18 protein-coding genes and 1 pseudogene are annotated in these 15,699 nt (G+C 33.5%); 18 read left to right on the plus strand and 1 reads right to left on the minus strand.

Annotated features, from left to right (window positions below; all coding sequences use genetic code 11):
• The first annotated feature begins 901 nt into the window (after window positions 1–901).
• The 3 genes from recQ (at window position 902) to NSS74_RS09995 (ending at window position 4,348) form a co-directional block, all read left to right on the plus strand.
• Entirely contained in the window at window positions 902–3,019 is a 2,118-nt protein-coding gene (gene recQ, locus NSS74_RS09985; RefSeq protein WP_215600479.1) for a DNA helicase RecQ, read from the plus strand.
• 25 nt (window positions 3,020–3,044) lie between these two features.
• Window positions 3,045–3,428: a gamma-glutamylcyclotransferase family protein gene (locus NSS74_RS09990; protein WP_002085085.1), complete on the plus strand. Its 384-nt coding sequence runs from the start codon at window positions 3,045–3,047 to the stop codon at window positions 3,426–3,428.
• A 182-nt stretch (window positions 3,429–3,610) separates the two neighbouring features.
• A complete protein-coding gene (locus tag NSS74_RS09995; protein WP_215600478.1) occupies window positions 3,611–4,348 on the plus strand; it encodes a class I SAM-dependent methyltransferase in 738 nt (245 codons plus the stop codon).
• Between the two features lie 79 nt (window positions 4,349–4,427).
• On the opposite strand, the pseudogene NSS74_RS27935 reads toward NSS74_RS09995, so the two are convergent.
• Window positions 4,428–4,574, minus strand: a pseudogene (locus NSS74_RS27935) (IS4 family transposase); the annotation flags it as partial.
• Window positions 4,575–4,909: 335 nt separating this feature from the next.
• On the opposite strand from NSS74_RS27935, the gene NSS74_RS10000 reads away from it, so the two are divergent.
• The 15 genes from NSS74_RS10000 (at window position 4,910) to NSS74_RS10070 (ending at window position 15,624) form a co-directional block, all read left to right on the plus strand.
• On the plus strand, window positions 4,910–5,197 hold the full coding sequence (locus NSS74_RS10000; RefSeq protein WP_016101269.1) for a hypothetical protein: 288 nt from the start codon (window positions 4,910–4,912) through the stop codon (window positions 5,195–5,197).
• Window positions 5,198–5,429: 232 nt separating this feature from the next.
• Window positions 5,430–7,505 carry a HelD family protein gene (locus NSS74_RS10005; RefSeq protein ID WP_215600477.1) on the plus strand — a complete coding sequence of 692 codons (2,076 nt, stop codon included), beginning with the start codon at window positions 5,430–5,432 and terminating at the stop codon, window positions 7,503–7,505.
• A 74-nt stretch (window positions 7,506–7,579) separates the two neighbouring features.
• The gene (locus tag NSS74_RS10010) at window positions 7,580–7,912 is read left to right on the plus strand and encodes a DUF952 domain-containing protein (RefSeq protein ID WP_215600476.1); all 333 of its coding nucleotides are present in this window, start codon (window positions 7,580–7,582) and stop codon (window positions 7,910–7,912) included.
• A gap of 168 nt (window positions 7,913–8,080) precedes the next feature.
• Window positions 8,081–8,428, plus strand: a complete 348-nt coding sequence (locus NSS74_RS10015) for a PadR family transcriptional regulator (RefSeq protein ID WP_002085093.1) — start codon at window positions 8,081–8,083, stop codon at window positions 8,426–8,428.
• Window positions 8,415–9,416, plus strand: a complete 1,002-nt coding sequence (locus NSS74_RS10020; RefSeq protein WP_215600475.1) for an HAAS signaling domain-containing protein — start codon at window positions 8,415–8,417, stop codon at window positions 9,414–9,416. The genes NSS74_RS10015 and NSS74_RS10020 overlap by 14 nt, the downstream gene beginning before the upstream one ends.
• Before the next feature lie 78 nt (window positions 9,417–9,494).
• Complete coding sequence (locus tag NSS74_RS10025) at window positions 9,495–10,007, plus strand: GNAT family N-acetyltransferase (protein ID WP_215600474.1); 513 nt, start codon at window positions 9,495–9,497, stop codon at window positions 10,005–10,007.
• 184 nt (window positions 10,008–10,191) lie between these two features.
• On the plus strand, window positions 10,192–10,968 hold the full coding sequence (locus NSS74_RS10030; RefSeq protein ID WP_201052281.1) for a serine hydrolase: 777 nt from the start codon (window positions 10,192–10,194) through the stop codon (window positions 10,966–10,968).
• Complete coding sequence (locus tag NSS74_RS10035; RefSeq protein ID WP_002136727.1) at window positions 10,965–11,336, plus strand: hypothetical protein; 372 nt, start codon at window positions 10,965–10,967, stop codon at window positions 11,334–11,336. Before NSS74_RS10030 ends, NSS74_RS10035 begins: the two co-directional genes overlap by 4 nt.
• A 32-nt stretch (window positions 11,337–11,368) precedes the next feature.
• Entirely contained in the window at window positions 11,369–11,785 is a 417-nt protein-coding gene (locus NSS74_RS10040; protein ID WP_002136725.1) for a GNAT family N-acetyltransferase, read from the plus strand.
• 33 nt (window positions 11,786–11,818) lie between these two features.
• Window positions 11,819–12,223: a GNAT family N-acetyltransferase gene (locus NSS74_RS10045; RefSeq protein ID WP_215600473.1), complete on the plus strand. Its 405-nt coding sequence runs from the start codon at window positions 11,819–11,821 to the stop codon at window positions 12,221–12,223.
• 15 nt (window positions 12,224–12,238) lie between these two features.
• Window positions 12,239–12,592, plus strand: coding sequence for an MmcQ/YjbR family DNA-binding protein (locus tag NSS74_RS10050; RefSeq protein WP_016091529.1), 354 nt, complete (start codon window positions 12,239–12,241; stop codon window positions 12,590–12,592).
• Window positions 12,593–12,684: 92 nt separating this feature from the next.
• Window positions 12,685–13,071, plus strand: coding sequence for a ribosomal maturation YjgA family protein (locus NSS74_RS10055; protein ID WP_002136723.1), 387 nt, complete (start codon window positions 12,685–12,687; stop codon window positions 13,069–13,071).
• 21 nt (window positions 13,072–13,092) lie between these two features.
• Window positions 13,093–13,599 (plus strand): DNA topology modulation protein, encoded by a 507-nt coding sequence (locus NSS74_RS10060; protein ID WP_016091527.1) that lies wholly within the window; start codon window positions 13,093–13,095, stop codon window positions 13,597–13,599.
• Window positions 13,600–13,657: 58 nt separating this feature from the next.
• Window positions 13,658–14,335: a formylglycine-generating enzyme family protein gene (locus NSS74_RS10065; RefSeq protein WP_016091526.1), complete on the plus strand. Its 678-nt coding sequence runs from the start codon at window positions 13,658–13,660 to the stop codon at window positions 14,333–14,335.
• A gap of 92 nt (window positions 14,336–14,427) precedes the next feature.
• Window positions 14,428–15,624 (plus strand): macrolide family glycosyltransferase, encoded by a 1,197-nt coding sequence (locus NSS74_RS10070; RefSeq protein WP_215600472.1) that lies wholly within the window; start codon window positions 14,428–14,430, stop codon window positions 15,622–15,624.
• Window positions 15,625–15,699: the final 75 nt, after the last annotated feature.

A 15,699-nucleotide genomic window follows, 5' to 3' on the forward strand; every position in this document is an offset into this window, starting at 1 on the left:
CCTCAAAAGGGTATTGCCGAGATGTCGGACTCGACTACGTAATATTATCATAAAATTCTTTTAAAGAAACCTGGTAAATGTGTCCAAATGAAAGTGGGGCTTTAATAAAGTCAAAGGGACCTGCTTCCCGCGGCAGATCCCTTTAACTAGATAATGTTGATGAGCAAAAACTCGTCTAGAGTACTTTTATAGTAACAAATGAAATTCACTTTGTGTATTGAGAAAAAATGAATTGCTTGTATGAATGTAGCGGATTTATATTTTGCTTTTTGGAATTATAATCATTTGTGGAGAGCGGAATAGGGTTCTAAAATGGAGAAAAGACTTTTCAGCCAGGCTACGATTCATTGCAATATGTAAGTATAAAAAAAGACCTGCTAATTTAAGCAGGTCAACATAAGGGGTTTATCTAACAGATTATTATATATGGTAACAACTGTATTGTAGTAAGTCTATAAGTTATATGTTGAGAAAATTTGTTTGAATGATATATATTTGGCACATGTATTAACGTTTAAAAAGTTGAGAAAGGAAATTCATAAGCTTGCTATAAGAAAATATGGGCTGATACTTATAAAATGATTCATATTTCCACGCATCATTATTAGAGAATTGGAGTTGTTTATTTGATGCTTTAGGTTTGTTGGAATTATTGTAACGACTCTTCATAATTTAACCTCCTCAAATTCATATGTATACGTTTAGTAGTATTCTAGGAAGGTAAATTAAATGAATATTCATTTTGAAATTCTTTCTTCTTGTGTACTAGATTTGTTTTTTTATGTTGGAAAACGTAGGAAGCAAATAGAACTCAAATACTTATAAAATTCAAAGTGGCGAGAATCAGTTTGATGATATAATGGGAATAGATGAAAGATAAAGAAAAGCAGGTGACTCTTTTTTGTTTACAAAAGCACAAGAACTTTTAGCGTCTTATTTCGGTTATTCGTCATTCCGAAGAGGACAAGATGAAACAATTAAAAATGTATTAGATGGGAAAGATACAGTCTGTATTATGCCTACGGGTGGTGGTAAGTCAATTTGTTATCAAATTCCCGCATTAGTATTCGAAGGAACGACATTAGTTATTTCACCTTTGATTTCACTTATGAAAGACCAAGTAGATACATTAGTACAAAACGGTATTTCAGCTACTTATATTAATAGTTCTATTTCTATTACAGAAGCAAATCAACGAATTCAATTAGCGAAACAAGGCCATTATAAGTTACTTTATGTGGCGCCTGAGCGTCTTGATTCAATGGAATTTGTTGATCAACTTATCGATATGAAAATCCCGATGATTGCAATTGATGAGGCGCACTGTATTTCGCAGTGGGGACATGATTTCCGTCCTAGTTATTTACATATACATCGCATATTAGATTATCTTCCAGAAAAGCCGCTCGTATTAGCGTTAACTGCTACGGCAACACCACAAGTTCGTGAAGATATTTGCAATACGCTTGAAATTAATCAAGAAAATACAATTATGACAACGTTCGAGCGCGAGAACTTATCGTTTTCAGTAATTAAAGGACAGGATCGTAATGCGTATTTAGCAGATTATATTCGTCAAAATCAGAAGGAATCTGGGATTATTTATGCAGCGACAAGAAAAGTAGTCGATCAGTTATATGAAGATTTAGGGAAAGCAGGAGTTTCGGTATCGAAATATCATGCTGGTATGAGCGACCACGATCGAAATGAACAGCAAGAACTCTTTTTACGAGATGAAATAAGTGTTATGGTGGCAACATCTGCATTTGGAATGGGTATAGATAAATCGAATATACGTTACGTTATCCATTATCAACTTCCAAAAAATATGGAAAGTTACTATCAAGAAGCAGGACGTGCTGGTCGTGATGGATTAGATAGTGAATGTATTTTGTTATATTCTTCTCAAGATGTGCAAGTACAACGCTTTTTAATCGATCAATCAACTGGAGAATCACGTTTTTCAAATGAGCTTGAAAAACTCCAAAATATGACCGATTACTGTCATACAGAACAATGTTTACAATCATTTATTTTGCAATACTTCGGAGAAGAGCCGAAGGAAGATTGTGGTCGCTGCGGTAATTGTACGGACGACCGTGAAAGTATCGATGTGACGAGAGAATCCCAAATGGTACTATCTTGTATGATTAGGACGAACCAACGATTCGGAAAGCAAATGATTGCACAAGTATTAACTGGATCTAAAAATAAGAAAGTCATTGAATTTAATTTTCATACTTTGCCAACGTACGGTCTTTTATCAAACCGTAGTGTAAAAGAAGTCAGTGAGTTTATTGAGTTTTTAATTTCAGATGAGTTAATTGCAGTTGAACATGGTACGTATCCAACATTAAAAGTAACGGAAAAAGGAAAAGAAGTATTACTTGGTAAAGAGAATGTTTTACGTAAAGAACGAGTAGAAACGAGACAAATTGTTCAAGATCATCCTTTATTTGAAGTGCTTCGTGAAGTACGTAAAGAAATTGCACAAGGAGAAGGTGTACCGCCGTTCGTTATTTTCTCTGACCAAACGTTAAAAGATATGTGTGTGAAAATGCCGCAAAGTGACTCCGAACTCCTAACTGTAAAAGGAATCGGAGAACACAAACTTGTGAAGTACGGGTCTCACTTCTTACAAGCAGTTCAGCACTTTATTGAGGATAACCCAAACTATGCGGAAACAATTAAGACTGAAGTTGTTTCAGAGAGTAAAAAATCAGGAAAAGCGTCAGCGAATTCTCATTTAGAAACGTATGAAATGTATAAACAAGGCATTGATCTAGATGAAATTGCTAAAGAACGTAGCTTATCAAGACAAACAATTGAAAATCATTTAATTCGCTGCTTTGAAGATGGAATGGAAGTAGACTGGAATAGCTTTGTTCCAGCAGAGTATGAAGCTCTAATTGAAACTGCCGTGCAAAATGCAGAGGGTGGTCTGAAATCGATTAAGGACCAACTTCCAAATGAAGTGAGTTACTTTATGATTCGTGCTTATTTACAAATTAGAAAGTAGAGACATATAAAGGGGATAGGGATTTATGCATCACGTTTTCGTGTATGGCACGTTAAGAAAAGAGCAAACGAATGCTCATATTATGCAAGGTGCAATATGCATCGCAGACGAAGCATGGACGTATGGTAAATTATTTGATACATACGAAGGGTATCCTGCGATGATTTGTTCAAATGGGGAAAAGGTATACGGAGAAGTTTATGAAGTAAATGATGATGTTCTGCAAAAGTTAGATGAACTTGAAGAATACACAGGTAATGCAGAGAGTGATTTATATGACCGAATCACCGAAACGATTTATTTAGGTGATAGAGAAATACGTGCATTTGTGTATATTGCTCAAGATAAAGAGATGCTAAAGAAAGTTATCATTTCTGGTGATTGGGTGGAGTATCAACAAGGAAAATAAAAGCAGCTATAGAGCAGATAGTGGAATCGACCATTATCTGCTTTTTATATTGGTACTTTCAAAATTCCTATTATTTTGATAAATTGTAAATATAGAGAAATAAGAATGGTTTTTTTTCATGGGTGTCAGAAATTTAGTTTCTCACCTGTAGCAGAAAAATCTAGTGCAGGAGGAGAATAATAATGAACGAATTAAATGTGAAGGAATTTTACCAAAAACAATTCGAACTGTCGAATTACGATATCAATACAGAAAGCTGGTTAGAGCAGGTTGCTAAAGAAGTTCAAGAACAAGTTGGTCATCCATTTCAAACGATGTTAGAACTTGGTGCGGGAAATGGTGGATTTGCACGAGCGATGTCTAAGTTACGTGTGAGAATGACAACTGTTGAACTTGTATCAGAGCTGGTTTCCTTTGCAAAAGAACATTCTAGTAGTGATATTGCCATTCATTGTGGAGATTTTTATCAAATTAACTTTGAAGAAAAATTTGATGTGGTTAGTTATTTAGATGGATTTGGTGTAGGAACAAATGATGAGCAATTGTTTCTACTAAAACGGATTAAAAATTGGATGAAGGAAGATGGATGTGCACTTATTGATATTTATCAACCTTTGTATTGGAAAAAGGTAAGTGGACAAGAAATGCCATTAAGTTCAGCGATGCGAAAATATGAATATGATAGTATAAATGAAAGAATGTTAGATCATTGGTGGAATCCTAATCAGCCTAATGAGATTGTAACACAGTCTTTACGTTGCTATACAGTTGAAGAGATTAGCGATCTATGTGATGAAGCAAATTTAAATATTGTAGCAATTTTCCCGGGTGGCGCATTTGATTTTGAGAAATCGCGATATAAAGAGCAAGCTTCTTTACATGAGTGCTTATCGTATCGTATAAAAGTAAAAAAGAAATAAAGAATAGATTGGGCGTCTCCCTCGTACACATTAAGCTGAATTTATGTGAAGGGAATTTCAAATTTATAGAATCTAATAACGAAAATAGTTGGTTGAGTGCTTCTATACTCATATAAATATCTTTGTTAGCTTCTAAAAGACTGAAAGGTTGGGTTAATGAAGAATGAGCTATGTTTTGGCTAAATAAAACACAAAGGTATACTAGTTTTTGTGAAATATATTCACTAGTTTGTTAAGCGAATCAAATCTTTCTAACTAATCACTCCAAATTATTAGGCAGCATATATCGTTGTGATTATTTGAAAACTAATACTAGTTCATTAAAAATCGATAAATTCATATTAAAACGCCATCCTTTTTGTATATTTCTATAAAAAGAATAGCGTTTTTTTCGTTATATGGATACAAATTTACATTATCTTGATAATAGTAATAGGGCGAGAACCTATTATGTTTAACCAATAATAAAATGACACAATTGACAAAACACGCATCGGTGTTATAATGATAAATTGTTACCAAGGTAACAAAATAATATTTTTGCATTAAGGGTGTGAAATTATGAAACAAAATAATGAACAAATAAATGAAAAAAACACAAAAATTAAAGTTGAACGTGTGCAAACTGGTATTAGGATGGAAAAAAGAATGGTAAAAGTTTTGAAAGCGATGGCAGAATATCATGATATTTCGCTGGGCATTCTTCTTGAAAGAATCGTTCTACATTCTTTTGAAAATAAACCTGTGTTTAGTGATGAAAGTCTTGAAAAAGTTAAAGCTATAAAAGAAGTTTACGATATGGATTATGGCCTAGAAATAAGTCGTCAGTGGAATGATTCGGATAACTAGAATGATTATTTTTACATACAGTTCCTTGTGTAAGCAATCTATGAAATGAAAAAATAAAGAGAGAGAAAATTTTGTTTTAAAGATACTTCAAAAGCTTAGATAAAGAGGTATATTTTTTGTGTTTTTCTTTAATTTGGAAAATTCTCAATCGAACTATTGACTTTATGAATGGATTTTTAATACAATTGTATCTCGACTGAAAAAATTGGAACGGACAGGAGGGAATCATCAAATGAGTAACATATTTGAAGAAGAATTACAAAAAATGAAAGATATTTTATGTACGATGGATGAGCAATTAGAACAGCTTGAAAAAATCCCGGTTTATTATGGAGAAGATTTTAAAGAGCAAATTCTTGAAAGTATGAGGGAGTCTAATAGACAAAGCTTACGTATTGGTGTACATGAGCCGTATTTTGGAAGATTAGACTTTCAGGAGGATGGCAAGGAAGACGTAATGCCGATTTACATCGGTAAAGTAGGTGTTTCAGATAAAGATACGATGAAACCAATTGTAATTGATTGGCGTGCACCTGTCGCAAGTATGTTTTATTCATTTACCGGTGGTGAAGAATTAGCATTTTATCATTCACCAGACGGATTAGTAGAAGGCGATGTTTATTTAAAACGAAACATTTCGATTCGAAAGAGAGAACTAGAACGTGTTGTTGATACATATGTGAAAGGAAATGAAGATGTCTCACATGCTGATGATTTTCTTCTATATCGATTAGGTGAGAATAAAGATAATAAATTGAAAGATATCGTTTCGACTATACAATCGGAGCAAAATGATATTATTCGTGCGGAAAGAAACTTACCGTTATTAATTCAAGGGGTTGCAGGGAGCGGAAAAACAACAATCGCTTTACATCGCCTTGCTTTTTTAATTTATGAATATCGTGAACAACTTGAAGCGGAGAGAATGATCGTATTCGCTCCAAACAGTTTGTTTTTAGACTATATTTCAAGTGTACTTCCTGAGTTAGGGGTAGGAAATATTAGTCAAACAACGTTTCCAGATTGGGCATTACGTACGTTAGATGGTTCGGTGAAACTGAAGCAGACAGAAGAAAAATTGAAAGAAGCTTTCTCAATTAATCGCGATGAAAAAAAGGTTATGCTAGGTAAATTGAAAGGCACGCTGGAATTTAAGTCGTTTATTGAAGAAAGAATGATTCAATTTGAAAAAGATTTAGTGCCAACAAAAGATTTTGAGGCATGGGATAAAGCTGTTATTCCAGTGGAAGACGTTAAAAAATGGATGCAGGTTGAATATAAACACTATCCATTAAAGAAAAGAAGAGAACGTTTAGTCGGCCGTATGAAGCGCTGGATTGAAATTGAGCTTAAAAAGTTTGGAGAAACAAACGAGAAAAAATTACTAAAAAAAGAAGCGACAAAGAGATTGAACACATATATGAATTTTTGGCCGAAAATGAGCCCGCTTTCACTATATAATTCAATGATAAAGAGTAAAGAAATACTCGAAGTATTACCTGAAGAACTTGTTCAAGAAACAGAAAAGAATTGTCGTAAAAAAGAAGTGTATGTAGAAGACTTACCAGCTTTAATTTACATACAACATCGCATAACAGGAATTGAAATTGGACAAAAATTCCATCACGTCGTTATTGATGAAGCGCAAGATTTCTCGCCATTCCAAGTATATGTATTAAAAGAAATTACACTAGGTAATTCTTTCACTATATTAGGTGATTTATCTCAAGCAATTTATGATTATCAAGGAATTGAAGACTGGGGTGCTTTTAAGGAAGTATTCCAAGAAACAGGTTATTATGAATTGACGAGAAGTTATCGTTCTACAAAAGAAATTATTGAATTCGCGAATGAAATAATTAAAAATGCAGAGATTCCAGTGGGACTCGCAACTCCAGTTTTCCGTAGCGGTGAAGACGTGAAAGTAATTCCGGCAGAGGACCAATTTACTGAAGTTTTAAAGACATTACAGCATTTGCAAACTGAAGATGTGAAAACAATCGCGGTAATTGGAAGAACAGACGATGAATGCCGTGATATATATGAGAAGTTAACAAATGCAGGGTTGACTGTTAATGTCATTGAAGCAGATCAAAGCAAATATGAAGGTGGTATTTCGGTAGTACCTGTATATTTGGCGAAAGGTTTAGAATTTGATGCCGTACTTCTAACCGACGTTGATGAGGAACATTACAAAAATACAAAACATGATGCGAAATTATTGTATGTCGGATGTACGAGATCGCTTCATGATTTATGGATTTTCCATAGTGGGGAAGCGTCGCCATTAATTAAGGGATTAAAATAAATAAAAAAGAGGATTTTCTAGTAATAAACAGAAAAACCTCTTTTTTTCTATATAAAGATATAGGAGGAATGGATATGATTACAAAAGTAATAACAAAAAGAAATTGGGAAATCGCAAAAACAACTAGAGAGATTAATGAAGCCTCACTTAAAGAAGAGGGGTTCATTCATTGTTCATTATTAGACCAAGCTTTAAAAGTTGCTCAAAAACATTTCAGTCATGAAGAAGATGTATTATTACTTACAATTGATCCATCCCTAGTAAAAGCAGAAATAAAATATGAACTTGCTTCTAACGGTCAAGAATACCCGCATGTATATGGCGTAATCAATTTTGAGGCAATTGTAGGTGTTGTTCCATTTCTTAAAGAAAAGGGAGATTTTTTATTACCAGAGGGACAAAGTTAAGAGTGTTATAGGTATTTAAGTTAGCTAGAAAAGCGCAAATTATATAGTTTGTGCTTTTTATTGTATATATTTTTTGGAAAATTATTGTTTTTGTCACAATAATACTGTACGATACATAGTATAAAACACATACTGTATGACATATAGTAATGGGAATGAGGTGGGTGAATGGATACTTTATTAAATTCATTAATTACTGAGCTAAGGAGAGGGACATTGACATTAGCGGTTTTAAGTCAACTAAGAACGCCGCAATATGGATATTCGCTTGTCCAATTATTGGAGCAATCAGGAATCATGATAGATCAAAGTACTTTATATCCACTACTTCGCCGATTAGAAAAGCAGGAGCTAGTGACGAGTAGTTGGGATAAAACGGAGAGTAGACCTCGTAAGTATTATGTTTTAAGTGAATATGGATTAGAGATATTTTTACAATTGAAAAAGGAGTGGATAAAGGATTCGAAAGAACTTTATAACCTATTAAAGGAGGAGGACGAGAATGAGTTTGATTGATATGTATGTCCATGAAGTTGCGAAGAGATTACCTGAAAAAAATCGTGAAGATATTATTCTTGAATTACGGTCAACAATCGAGGATATGTTACCTGATGATTATAGTGAAAACGACGAAAAAAGAGTTCTTGAAAAATTAGGAAGTCCCATTTCATTGGCTAATGGATATTTGGATAGACCGATGCATTTAATTGGACCACGTTATTTTGATGTATATACGACGTTATTAAAAATGATTATACCAATTGCAGCTGTTATCGCACTCATTGCAATGGTTGCAGAAAATTTTGTAGGATATAATGGTGAGCAAGCGGTATTAAACGTTATTTTAAATTTGATAGGTAAAGGAATTGGGGAAATAATCGAAGTAGTCCTCCATGTGTTTTTCTGGTTGACACTTGTATTTGCAATTTTAGAAAGAACAGATAAAGACAAAGGTACCCAACCGTTGACGACAAGTTTAAAAAAATGGACGCCTGATGATTTGAAAAATACTTCGTATGTTCCAAAGAAAAAGTCGATCTCAAAGTTCGAAGTATTTGGCGGGTTAATGTGGACGGCAATATGGGCAACACTTTATTTTTATGCGAATCATCTTGTAGGTGTATATCATGGTACAGAAAACGGACTGAAGTTTGTCGCGCCAACTTTTAATCAAGATGTTTTACTTCAGTACTGGCCAATCGTTGTAATTATGATTGTTTTCGAAATAGGTATATCTCTTTATAAGTTAGTGCAAGGACAATGGACGAAAAGAGTGGCAATTGGGAATGCAATACTACAGCTAGCTGCAACAATAGTATTCATTGTAATCGTAGTAAATCCTCATTTATTTAACGAAGGATTCATTACGTATGTGGCAAATGTGTTTACAATTTCTCCAGAGGAATTTAAAACGTGGTTAATTGGTGGAGGGATAATTATCTTCATATTATCTGCGGTACTAAATGCAATTGATGGTTTTCGAAAATCTAGAATTCGGTTGTAAAAATAAGTTTGTATTATTATTAGGTAGATCAGTTGAAAGAAAGGTACAGAGAAAGATCATTATGAAAGGAAGAAAACAATGATAAGGGAAGCAATAAAAAAAGATGTAACATTTATTTTAGATATTTATAATGATGCAATCCTTAATTCAACAGCTGTATATGCGTACAAACCTGTAACCCTTGAAAATAGAATAGATTGGTATGAACAAAAAAAGGCTGATGGCTATCCAATTTTAGTCTACGAGCTGGATAATAAAGTAGTAGGATTTGCGACATTTGGCCCCTTTAGGGCATGGCCTGCCTATAAATATTCAGTTGAACATTCTGTGTATGTTGATAAGGAATATAGAAAAAATGGAATTGGGTCCTCTTTAATGGAAGAATTAATTACAATTGCAAAAGAAAGAGAATATATGACCTTAATTGCTGGAATTGATGCGGAAAATGAAAAAAGCATTGCAATGCATAAAAACTTCGGATTTGTTTATTCGGGAACAATAAAAAAGGCTGGTTATAAGTTCAATGGATGGCTAGATTTAGCTTTTTATCAATTGGAGCTTAATGGTCCTAAAAATCCTACTGAAGAATAGCTGTATCTATTACTGTAAAAATAATTTTAAAAAGAAATTGTATATATTACAAAAGATAGTATGAAGAAATCTCATGCTATCTTTTTCTTATTGTATTCATGATTATCATTTAACAAAAAAGGATTCTTATATTCTATATCGAATTTTGAGAAGATGATAAAACGATATAAGAAGAGGGATGAATATGCAGGCTGTCATTAGAAAAATAAAAGAAATACAAATTGGTCAAGTTGGAATACTTGTTTATTCAACAAAGAATGGAAATATAGTTGCTACCCATAACAATGAGCTATACGTTCCTTTAGCATCAGCAGCAAAAGTGGCAATTGGATTTACAGTAGCAAAGATGGTAAAGGATAAACTAATTAGTTGGAGTGATACACTTCATCACATTAAGTATAATCCAAATGAGGATAGTGCGCAGTTATATCCTCACTTACAAGACAGAGCTACATTAACACTTAGTAAAGCGGTTGAAGTAATGATAGCATGTCACGACAGCTCTATAGCTCAGTCAATTGTTATGCACTGCGGAGGATGGGAAACTGTCAGAGAAAATGTTTTAACGTACTTTTCAAAGATTCATATACAGGAAAACCCTAGAGATGAGCAAAATGTCGGAGAGTTAAATCAAGTTCTTTCACTTTTAGTACATATTTTTCAAGGATATAAATCAGAACCAGAATTATGGGAACCCATTATTAATGGAATGGTAAGGCAACAAGGTGATTATGAAGGGATACCGTATTATCATTTAGCTCATATGACAGGTGGTTTATCCACCGCTATAATAAATATTGGTATAATAGGAATGTTTCATAAATTTCCGTTTCTTTATGTAATTGGGGGAAGAGATTTACCTAATCGATTTGATAATAAACAAGTTGATGAAACCGTTATAGAAGCTTTGAGGTACGTGTACAAAGAATACAGTAAAAGTATATTAGGGGTGAGTGATTGAAACGAAACTTAAAGACTTCAACAATCATTATTTTAATCATTACGATTATTGCTCTTGAAGTTGGAATTGCACTATACGATCACACTTTGTCATTAGATACAATTTATTTTGCAGCGATTCTCATTTGTATTGTATTGCTTTTTGGCACACGTGTTTCTGAAGAGAAAGAAAGTACATCGAAACAGAGACGAAGAAAAACAGCTCTTATATTTTGGCCATCTATTTTATTATCAATCGCTAGTTTTGCAGTTATAAGTTATGTAAGAATAGGCTATGTCTCTGTACCAGGAATAATTGGTTTTTCATGCTTTGTTACATATGGTGGATTTGTATTCATCAGTATATTAAAGAGAAGAAATAAAAATTAAATATAGCTTACTAAGTTGAAAGGAAGAAATATATGAAACGCATAGAGAACGGTACACGCACTGAAGGAGAATACATTAAAAATAAATTAATTCAATATAACATGTCTGTGCTGTCAGATGAAGTAAAACAGCCGATGGAACAAGTAAGCTTCGTAGTGAAAGATGAAGATGGAAAAATCTTTGGCGGGGTAACAGGAACGATGTATTTTTATCATCTTCATATAGATTTTTTATGGGTTGATGAATCTGTTCGTCATGATGGTTATGGTAGTCAATTATTACATAAAATAGAAGGAATTGCGATGGAAAAAGGATGTAGACTCATTTTACTAGATTCATTTAGTTTCCAAGCACCAGATTTTTATAAAAAGCACGGATACCGAGAATATGGTGTTGTTGAAGATCATCCTAAAGGGCATAGTCAACACTTTTTAGAAAAGAGATTATAATAATATTATGTATACTGGTTGAGGGGAGAAAAAATGTACACGTATAAATTACAACATGAACAACCAATCTGTGTAGAAAAAATAAAGAAACTTTACGATTCTGTAGGCTGGTGGCCAGAAAGAAAAGAAGTCGATATTCAAAAAATGTTAAAGAATAGTATAGCAATTGGAGTATGGGAAGAAAACGAATTAATTGGATTCGCTAGAGTTGTTACTGACGGTGTTTTTCGGGCGTATATTGAAGATGTTGTCGTACATGAGATTGTAAGAAACAAGGGAATTGGTGAGAAGATGCTTACAATGTTACTTCAAGAGGTATCCCATATTGATATTGTTAGTCTATTTTGCGGAGAGAAACTAATAAAGTTCTATGGTGAACAGCAATTTAAAGCGACGAAGCAAATTGTGATGCATCGTAATCAAATAGTGAAAGAATAAGAGGTGCCAATTAGAATGAATGCAACAAGAGCATATTGTTTATCGAAAAGAAAAGCGACAGAAGATTCTCCAGATGGCTGGAGTGCAACATGTATGAGATTAAATAATAAAATATTTGCGATAGTAAACCATGAAGAAGGGGAAAAAGCTGCGATCACATTAAAATGTGATCCAGAACTCGCTTTACGAATAAGAGAAGATTACCCAGAAACAATAATTCCTGGATATCATATGAATAAAAAGCATTGGAATACAGTGTACATACATAAGGATGTAGGACAAGAACAAATTAATAAGATGATAGATTGGTCGTATGATTTAGTACTACAATCGTTTTCAAAGAAAAAGCAGCAAGAGTTATTGGATTAAATACAAAGTGAAGTCGACTATAAATAGCTAGTAAAATGACTATATTTTACTAGCTATTTGCAGTTTTAAATTATGAAGTAGGAGCTTTTGAAATGAATACGAAACGAAATAGATTACTATATGTAATGTTTACTATAGTTGTTATTATTTTAGGTCTTAGTTCCAGAAAGTTTGCTTTTGCGTTACCAGATTTGTTAAATGGGTACTTAGGTGATGCTTTATGGGCATTAATGATTTTCACTGGATTTGGATTTTTGTTTCCTAAAATAGAAACGAGGAAATTAGCTTTTATTAGTTTGATATTTTGCTACGGGATTGAAATTAGTCAATTGTACCATGCGGAATGGATAGATAGCATTCGAGCAACGACTTTAGGTGGACTCGTATTAGGTTACGGATTTTTATGGAGTGATTTAGTGGCTTACACAATTGGTGTTGGAGTAGGAATGCTTGGTGAGTTTATGCTACGGAAGAAATAAAAGATTTAAAAAGGGGTATTTATGAAAAAAATAATATTAATAGGTTCTGGTGGTTCAGGAAAATCTACATTAGCAAAACAGTTAGGGAATAAATTAAATATTAAGGTGCATCATCTTGATGCACTATTTTGGAAACCAAATTGGGAGGGTGTACCGAAAGAGGAGCAAAGAACGGTTCAAAATGAATTAGTTAAAGGGGAAAAGTGGATTATTGATGGGAATTATGGCGGGACAATGGACATAAGAATTAACGCAGCTGATACAATTATCTTCCTTGATACTCATAGAACAATATGTGTTTATCGTGCTTTTAAAAGAATTGTGCAATATCGGAATAAAACAAGGCCAGATATGGGTGCTGGATGTGAAGAAAGGTTTGACTTGCAATTTTTCAAATGGATATGGGAATATCCTAAGACAAAAAGGCCTGCAATTGTAAAAAGACTGGAACAATTCAATAAGGATAAAAGAGTTATTATTTTAAAAACACCAAGTGAGGTTCAACGATTCTTAAAGGAAGTACGGTAAGTATAAATTGGGCATTAAAAGAATTAAATTATGTTCCATTTTGAATGGAGGGGTAATATTGAATGAAATCATTCGCTCAACTGATTCTTTTATGGTAAAAGTTCCAACAGGAGAGGTAGTATTAAGAGATGATCGAATAAAAAAAGAATGGAAAGTTCAAGTTAAACCGTTTCTTCTTGCGAAATATGCTGTAACGATGGGATTATATGATGCTATTACGAATAATACACCAAATATATTCAAAGATAATAATAAACCAGTTGTGAATATCTCATGGAATGATGCAATTGTGTTTTGTAATTTACTTTCAAAAAAAGCGGGATTAAAAGAGTATTATTCTATTAGTGATAGCGGTCAAATTGTTGGTTGTAACTTACATTCAAATGGCTACCGATTACCTTCTGAGGCAGAGTGGCAATATGCATGTAAAGCAGGGACTACTGGGTATACATATGGAGAACTTGATAAGATAGCTTGGTATAATAAAAACTCGGATGGGAAAATTCATGAGGTCGGTAAAAAAGAACCGAATGCATGGGGAGTATATGATATGTTAGGGAACGTTTGGGAATGGTGTTATGATTTGTATGATGAAAAGGTATATGGATCGTACCGAATTTTCCGAGGCGGTAGCTGGGCTGAAGAAGCGAGAGGGTGCGGTGCTACTTGTCGCCGTCGTAGTCATCCTACATTTCATATAGATGATCTCGGTTTTAGGCTTGCTAGGTCAATTTAGCAGGAAAATGATACATATAACTCCGTAAAGAGTATGGAAAGTATCCATACTCTTTACAACATAGAAATTTTAAAATTTAAGGAGTGTTTTGAATGGCACGTGTTTTATTCATTAACGCTGGATCAGAAGGACATATAAATCCAACATTACATGTTGTAGAAGAACTGATTTCTCGCGGTGAAGAGGTAGTTTATTTTTCAATAGAGGCTTTCAGGGAGCGTATTGAGAAGACAGGTGCTACTGTACGAACGATTGATGATGAAAAATTTATAAAAGCATTTCTTTCCGGTGGTCGAAATTATTTACAGGAAAGAATAAACGGCCTTCTACATACAGCTGATATTGTAATACCTAGTGTTCTAGAACAAATCGAAGGTGAACATTTTGATTATATTATTCATGATTCGATGTTTGGCTGTGGTCGCTTAATTGCCCAAATTCTTAATCTTCCAGCCATAAATTCATGCACATCTTTTGCACAAGATGAAAAATCATTTAAACAAATGTTAGACCATCTTTCTAAAAATATCCCACTGGAAGTTCAGGATAGAATACATAATGATTTTGAAAAATTAACTAATGGAATTACAGAAAAATATGGTGTTAATATAAACTCACCGTATGAAGTTTTCTGTAATCCAGCTTCACTTACTATTGTGTATACAATTAAGGAGTTCCAACCTTTTGGGGATACATTTAATGAAACATTCAAATTTGTGGGTCCATCTATCTCTACACAAGTGAAAAATGAAGGTTTTGATTACACTTCAATTGAAGAAAAAAGCCTGATTTACATTTCATTAGGTACTGTTTTTAATGAAGCGCTTGATTTTTATAAACTTTGTATGAAGGCGTTCGAGAATAGTAAGCATACACTTGTTATGTCTATTGGCAACAAAATGGAAATAAGTGATTTAGGTAATATCCCTAAAAACTTCATTGTGAAAAACTATGTACCACAAACTGAACTTCTCAAATATACGAAACTATTTATTACACACGGCGGTATGAACAGTACGCATGAAGGGATATATAACGGTGTTCCACTCGTTGTAATTCCGCAAAGTGCAGATCAGCCAGTAATCGCAAGGCAAGTTGAGAATCTCGGAGCAGGGGTTACATTACAAATGCAAGGATTAACGGAGAGTCAACTACGTGAGAGTGTAGATCTAGTATTAAATAACTCTTCATTCAAAGAAACTGTTTTGAATATGAAGGAGTCTTTCCTAAAATCAGGTGGGTATAAGCAAGCAGTTGATGAAATTTTTAAATTTACAGGCTGTTATTAAAACTATACATGTGAAAGGGTGTCTATATTAAATGATATAGACACTTTTATGTTATATGAAGCGAGGAATTGATGA

The organism is Bacillus sp. FSL E2-8868, from assembly GCF_038005505.1.
GTDB lineage: Bacteria > Bacillota > Bacilli > Bacillales > Bacillaceae_G > Bacillus_A > Bacillus_A mycoides.